This is a genomic window from Streptomyces sp. SID3212, from assembly GCF_009865405.1.
Classification (GTDB): Bacteria; Actinomycetota; Actinomycetes; order Streptomycetales; family Streptomycetaceae; genus Streptomyces.
The window spans coordinates 1-5,994 of sequence record NZ_WWJY01000366.1; the positions used below are offsets into that span (position 1 = coordinate 1).

Consider the following 5,994-nt stretch of genomic DNA (forward strand, 5'->3'; position numbering starts at 1 on the left):
CTCCAGGTGGCCCAGGGCGTCCCCGGGGAGGCCCGCCTCGCGCAGGGCGGCCAGCGCGCCGGTGCGGCGGTCCCGGCACTGCGGGAGGTCCATGGGTCCGCTGACGTACGTCACCGAGCGGTGTCCCGCCGCCAGCAGATGGCGGACGGCGAGCGCCCCGCCGGTCACGTCGTCGACCGAGACGGAGCAGCCCTCCGCCGTGGGTACGGCACGGTCGACGTGCACGTAGGGGATGTGCCGGCGGGCGAACTCACGCACGTTGCGCCCGGTGGCGTCGGCGGGTGTCAGCAGCACCCCGCGCACCCGCTGCTCGGCGAAGAGCGACAGGTACTCCGCCTCCTCGGAGGCGCTGCCCGCGCTGTTGCAGAGCATCACCCCGAGCCCCGCCTCGCGCGCGGCGCGTTCCGCGCCCCTGGCCATGGCGACGAAGAACGGGTTGGTCATGTCGAGAACCAGGACCGCCAGTATCCGGCTGGTGCCGACCCTGAGCTGCCGGGCGGACTCGCTGCGGACGAAGCCGAGTTCGTCGATGACGGCCCGCACCCGTACCCGCGTCGGCTCCGACACCTTCTCGGGGCGGTTGAGGACGTTCGACACCGTACCGACCGAGACTCCGGCCCGCCGGGCCACGTCCTTGATACCTACGGTCTGGGCCACGTGTCCTGTCCTGGGTGTCTCGTCGGAACCTCGTCGGAACCTCGTCGGGGCCTCGCATCCTATGTCGGGGAAATGTGCGGCGCCGTGGCGAGGAAGCGCCGTCCGGCGTCCTCCCAGGCCGCCCGGTCGCCGGACGGCTCGTACCGGCGCGGATCCAGGGTGCCGCGCAGCAGGGCGCGCAGGTCGGTGAGGTCGCCCCGTACGGCACCGGCGGCACGGGCCTGGACGAGTACGTTGCCGAGGGCGGCGGCCTCCGCGGGGCCCGCGACGACGGGCAGTCCGCAGGCGTCCGCGGTGAGTTGGCACAGCAGTGTGTTGTGCGCGCCGCCGCCGACGAGGTGCGCCGTGTCCACCGTACGGCCCGAGAGCCGCTGGGCGTCGTCGAGGGCGCACCGGTGGGCGTAGGCCAGGGAATCGAGCACACAGCGGGTGGTCTCGGCGGGGGTCACCGGCACGGGGGCGCCGACGCGGCGGCAGGCGTCGGCGATACGGCGGGGCATGTCGCCGGGGGCGAGGAACGCCGGGTCCCCGGCGTCCACGAGCGTGCGCAGTCCCGGTACGTCGGCCGCCTCGCCCAGAAGTCGGTCCAGCCGCTGCGGAGTTCCTTGCGCCTCCCACATACGGAGACACTCCTGGAGCAGCCACAGCCCCATGATGTTGCGGAGGTAGCGGACCGTGCCGTCGACGCCCAACTCGTTGGTGAAGTTGGCCCGTCGGCTCTCCTCGGTGAGCACCGGGGCACGCAGTTCCAGTCCCGCGAGCGACCAGGTGCCGGTGGCGAGGTAGGCGAACCGCTCGCCGGAGGCGGGGACGGCGACGACGGCGGAGGCCGTGTCGTGCGAGCCGACGGCGGTCACCGGGACGGGCCCCGCCAGACCGGTCCCGTCCAGGACGTGCGGTGCCAACTCCCCGGCCGGGTCGCCGGGTTCGCGCAGGGGTGCGAAGAGTGCCAGGTCGATCCCGGCCGCGTCGGCGACCAGCCGGGACCAGTCGCGGGTGCGGGGGTCGATGAGCTGGGTGGTGGAGGCGTTGGTGATCTCGGTGCCGGCCAGGCCGGTGAGCCAGTAGGCGACGAGGTCCGGGATCAGGAGCAGCCGGTGCGCGGCTTCGAGGGCGGAACTGCCGCGGGCGGCGGTGAGTTGGTAGACGGTGTTGAAGGGGAGGTGTTGCAGGCCGGTCGCTTCGTACAGGTCACGGGGCGGGAGTACGGCCGCGAGCTTCGCCGCCTCGCCTTCGGTCCGTGGGTCGCGGTAGTGGACGGGATTGCCGAGCAGCGTGCCCGACGCGTCGAGGAGGCCGTAGTCGACGGCCCAGGAGTCGATGCCGACACTCGCGAGCGGCCCCGGTGTCCGGGCGCCGACGGCCCGGAGCCCGTCCAGCACACCGCCGTACAGGGACAGGATGTCCCAGTGCAGTGTGTCCCCAGTCCGCACCGGGCGGTTGGGGAAGCGGTGGACCTCGTGGAGGCTCAGGGTGCCCGCGCCGCGGTCCGAGGCCTGGGCGGCCATGACCCGGCCGCTGGAGGCCCCGAGGTCGACGGCTGCGAAGGTGGGCGGTTCTGGTGCGGGCACGGGCCGGCCTCTCCTGGTACGTCAGCGCAGGAAGGCCGCCGCGACCCCGGCGTCGACCGGGATGTGCAGCCCCGTGGTGTGGCTCAGGTCGCCGCCGGTCAGCGCGAAGACCGCGTTGGCCACGTGCTCGGGCAGGACTTCGCGCTTGAGCAGCGTGCGCTGGGCGTAGAACTCGCCGAGCTTGTCCTCCTCCACGCCGTAGACCGCGGCGCGCTGGGCGCCCCAGCCGCCCGCGAAGATCCCCGAACCGCGCACGACAGCGTCGGGGTTGACGCCGTTGACGCGGATGCCCAGCCCGCCCAGTTCGGCGGCGAGGAGCCGGACCTGGTGGGCCTGGTCGGCCTTGGTCGCGGAGTAGGCGATGTTGTCGGGTCCCGCGAACACCGCGTTCTTGGAGGTGATGTAGACGATGTCACCGCCGATACCCTGCTCCGTCATCGTCCGGGCCGCCTCGCGGGAGACGAGGAAGGAGCCGCGCGCCATGATGGTGTGCTGGATGTCCCAGTCCCCGGCGGTGGTCTCCAGCAGCGGTTTGGAGATGGAGATGCCGGCGTTGTTGACGACGAGGTCCACGCCGCCGAAGGCGAGCGCGGCGGCGGCGAACGCCGCCTTGATCTGCTCCTCGTCGGTGACGTCGACCGTGACCGCGACGGCCCGGTCGGCGCCCCCCAGTTCCTCGGCGACCGTCGCGGCGCCCTCCGCGTTGAGGTCGGCGACCACCACGCAGGCCCCTTCCGCCACCAGCCGGTGGGCGATGGCCCGGCCGATCCCCGACCCCGCGCCGGTGACCAGGGCGACCCGGGTCGCCAGCGGCTTCGGCGGGGGCATCCGGCGCAGCTTGGCCTCCTCCAACTCCCAGTACTCGATGCGGAACTTCTCGGACTCCTCGATGGGCGCGTACGAGGACACGGACTCGGCGCCGCGCATCACGTTGATGGCGTTGACGTAGAACTCGCCGGCGACTCGGGCGGTCTGCTTGTCCTTCCCGAAGGAGAACATGCCGACGCCGGGCACCAGGACGATCGCCGGGTCGGCGCCGCGCAGGGGCGGCGAGGCGGGGGTCGCGTGCCGTTCGTAGTACGCCCGGTACTCCTCGCGGTAGGCGGTGTGCAGGGCGGTCAGCCGCTCCTTGACCTGTTCCAGCGGTGTCGCGGCGGGGAGGTCGAGGACGAGCGGGCGGATCTTGGTCCGCAGGAAGTGGTCGGGGCAGGAGGTGCCGAGGGCCGCCAGCCTCGGGTGTTCGGCGCGCGCCAGGAATTCGAGGACGGTGTCCGTCGCGGTGTAGTGGGCGACCTGCGGCCGGTCGGTGGAGACCAGTCCGCGCAGGTACGGGGCGAGTTCCGCCGCCCGCGCGCGCCGCGCCTCCTCGGGCAGCGGCCCGTACCCCTCCCGTACGGGTCCGAAGGGCTCGGGCCTGCCCTGCTCGGCGAGGAAGGCCTCGGCGGTACGGATGAGGTGGAGGGAATTGCTCTCGCACTCCTCCGAGGTGTCGCCCCAGGCCGTGATCCCATGGCCGCCGAGGACGCAGCCGATCGCCCGCGGGTTGGCCTCCTTGACCGCCGCGATGTCGAGCCCGAGCTGGAAGCCGGGGCGCCGCCAGGGCACCCAGACGACGGTGTCGCCGAAACACGCGACGGTCAGCTTCTCTCCGTCGGCCGCGCAGGCGAGCGCGATCCCGGAGTCCGGGTGGAGGTGGTCCACGTGGGCGGCGCGGACCAGTCCGTGCATCGCGGTGTCGATGGACGGGGCGGCCCCGCCCTTGCCGTACAGGCAGTGGTCGAAGGCGGCGACCATCTCGTCCTCGCGCTCCACCCCCGGGTAGGCGCCCGCCAGTTGACGCAGGCGGTCGACCCGCAGCGCGGCGAGTCCCCCGGCGGTGAGGGTGCCCAGGTCGCCGCCGGAGCCCTTGACCCACATCAGTTCGACGGCGTCGCCCGTCACGGGGTCGGGGGCGGAGCCCTTGGCCGAGGTGTTGCCGCCCGCGTAGTTGGTGTTCCTCGGATCGGCACCGAGCCGGTGCGAGCGGGCGATCAACTCGGCTGCCACGGGATGGAGTTGAGGCTGATCGGTCATCGTGTCCCTCTGTGGGTGTGCCACTGCGGTGTACGGATGGTCGAGTGCGGCCGGAATCCTCAGGCGCCCCACCCGGCCGCCGTGCCGCCGACCCGCTCGGCGACGATCTTCTCTCCGTACCCGGAGGCGTGGTAGGCGGCCACCGGGTCGGCGTCCGCGCCCAGTTCCGTCCGCACCTCGGCCATCAGCGGCCGTACATCGGTGTTGAAGGCGTCCATGATCACGGCGTTCGCGGCCAGGACGTCACCGGTGCGCTGGGCCGCCGCCAGCGCCTCCGCGTCCACCGACAGCGCCTTGGCGGTCGCTTCCTGGACGTTCATCACCGAGCGGATGACCGCCGGGATCTTCTCCTCGATGTTGTGGCACTGGTCGAGCATGAAGGCGGTGTCCGGGGTGAATCCGCCGCCGCGGATGACCTCGTACATGATCCGGAACAGCTGGAAGGGGTCGGCCGCCCCGGCCATCAGGTCGTCGTCCGCGTAGAAACGGGAGTTGAAGTCGAAGCCGCCGAGCTTCCCCTCCCGCAGGAGGACGGCGACGATGAACTCGATGTTGGTGCCCGGCGCGTGGTGACCGGTGTCGACCACCACCTGCGCCCGGGGCCCCAGCCGCAGGCAGTGGGCGTACGCGGTGCCCCAGTCGGGCACGTCCATCGTGTAGAAGGACGGCTCGTACAGCTTGTACTCCAGCAGCATCCGCTGGTGGTCGCCGAGCCGTTCGTACACCGCCGCCAGGGCCTCGGCAAGGCGCCCCTGGCGCGCCGAGATGTCGTCCTGGCCGGGGTAGTTGGTGCCGTCGGAGAACCAGAGCTTGAGGTCGCGCGAGCCGGTGGCGTCCATGACGTCCACGCACTCCAGCAGGTGCGCCAGCGCCTTGCGGCGCACCGCCGGGTCGGGGTGGGTGACGGATCCCAGCTTGTAGTCGTCGTCCTGGAAGACGTTCGAGTTGATCACGCCGATCCGGACGCCCAGATCCCGCGCGTGCGCGCCGAGCGCCGCGTAGTCGTCCACCCGGTCCCACGGGATGTGCAGCGCCACCGTCGGGGCCACGCCCGTGTGCGCGTGCACCCGGGCGGCGTCCGCGAGCTTCTCCCCCGGAGTGCGCGGCACGCCCTTCTGGGCGAACACCTTGAACCGCGTGCCGGAGTTCCCGAACGCCCAGGACGGCGTCTCGACGGCCTGCGACTTCAGCGCCGCCTTCACGGCGGACACGGCGGATCGACCCGTCATCTCTCAGCGCTCCCGTGGTGCGGACGTGAATCGTTTCATCGCGGTGAAGCTATGGGAGGGGTGACGGTGTGTCAACCCTCCGCGCGGCGGGTTGCGCTCGCGGGGCGACGGCCCGTCAGGAGGCGTGAAATTGCCGTACGCACGCCCATTGACGCCGCTCCCCCGCGCCGTCTAGCTTCCCAGCAACCTCGTTGAAACCTTTCATGGAGGGTGGCGCGCACCCGGTCCCCACCGCTGAGGAGCCCGCATGAACGAGCCCGCCAAGGGCCCCGGTCCCGCACCCGTCTCCGGCCCCGGCCCCGGTCCCGGCCCTGTCCCCGGCCGCCCCGTGTTGGCGCTCAGGGACGTCAGCACGTCCTTCGGTGCCGTACGGGCCTTGCAGGAGGTGTCCTTGGGGCTGTACGCGGGTGAGGCGCACGCACTCGCCGGTGAGAACGGCGCGGGCAAGTCCACCCTCATCAAGA

General features: G+C 72.2%; 5 protein-coding genes. 1 reads left to right on the top strand and 4 read right to left on the bottom strand.

What is annotated here, in order from left to right; translation table 11 throughout:
* The 4 genes from GT042_RS11195 to rhaI all read right to left on the bottom strand — a co-directional run.
* Positions 1-657, bottom strand: a 657-nt coding sequence (locus GT042_RS11195; RefSeq protein WP_161308564.1) for a LacI family DNA-binding transcriptional regulator, incomplete at its 3' end; no start/stop codon positions are given.
* Between the two features lie 59 nt (positions 658-716).
* Positions 717-2,228, bottom strand: coding sequence for a rhamnulokinase family protein (locus GT042_RS11200; RefSeq protein ID WP_345943740.1), 1,512 nt, complete (start codon positions 2,226-2,228; stop codon positions 717-719).
* Positions 2,229-2,249: 21 nt separating this feature from the next.
* Entirely contained in the window at positions 2,250-4,301 is a 2,052-nt protein-coding gene (locus GT042_RS11205; RefSeq protein WP_161308565.1) for a bifunctional aldolase/short-chain dehydrogenase, read from the bottom strand.
* Between the two features lie 59 nt (positions 4,302-4,360).
* Complete coding sequence (rhaI, locus tag GT042_RS11210; protein WP_161308566.1) at positions 4,361-5,530, bottom strand: L-rhamnose isomerase; 1,170 nt, start codon at positions 5,528-5,530, stop codon at positions 4,361-4,363.
* A gap of 247 nt (positions 5,531-5,777) precedes the next feature.
* Here rhaI and GT042_RS11215 point away from each other — a divergent pair.
* Positions 5,778-5,994 (top strand): ATP-binding cassette domain-containing protein (locus GT042_RS11215; RefSeq protein WP_161308567.1); only part of this gene is annotated, 217 nt, incomplete at its 3' end.

Bases quoted from the DNA above. Each gene is read 5' to 3' on its own strand.
- rhaI (WP_161308566.1), bottom strand. From the start codon at position 5,530: ATGACGGGTCGATCCGCCGTGTCCGCCGTGAAGGCGGCGCTGAAGTCG.
- GT042_RS11205 (WP_161308565.1), bottom strand. From the start codon at position 4,301: ATGACCGATCAGCCTCAACTCCATCCCGTGGCAGCCGAGTTGATCGCC.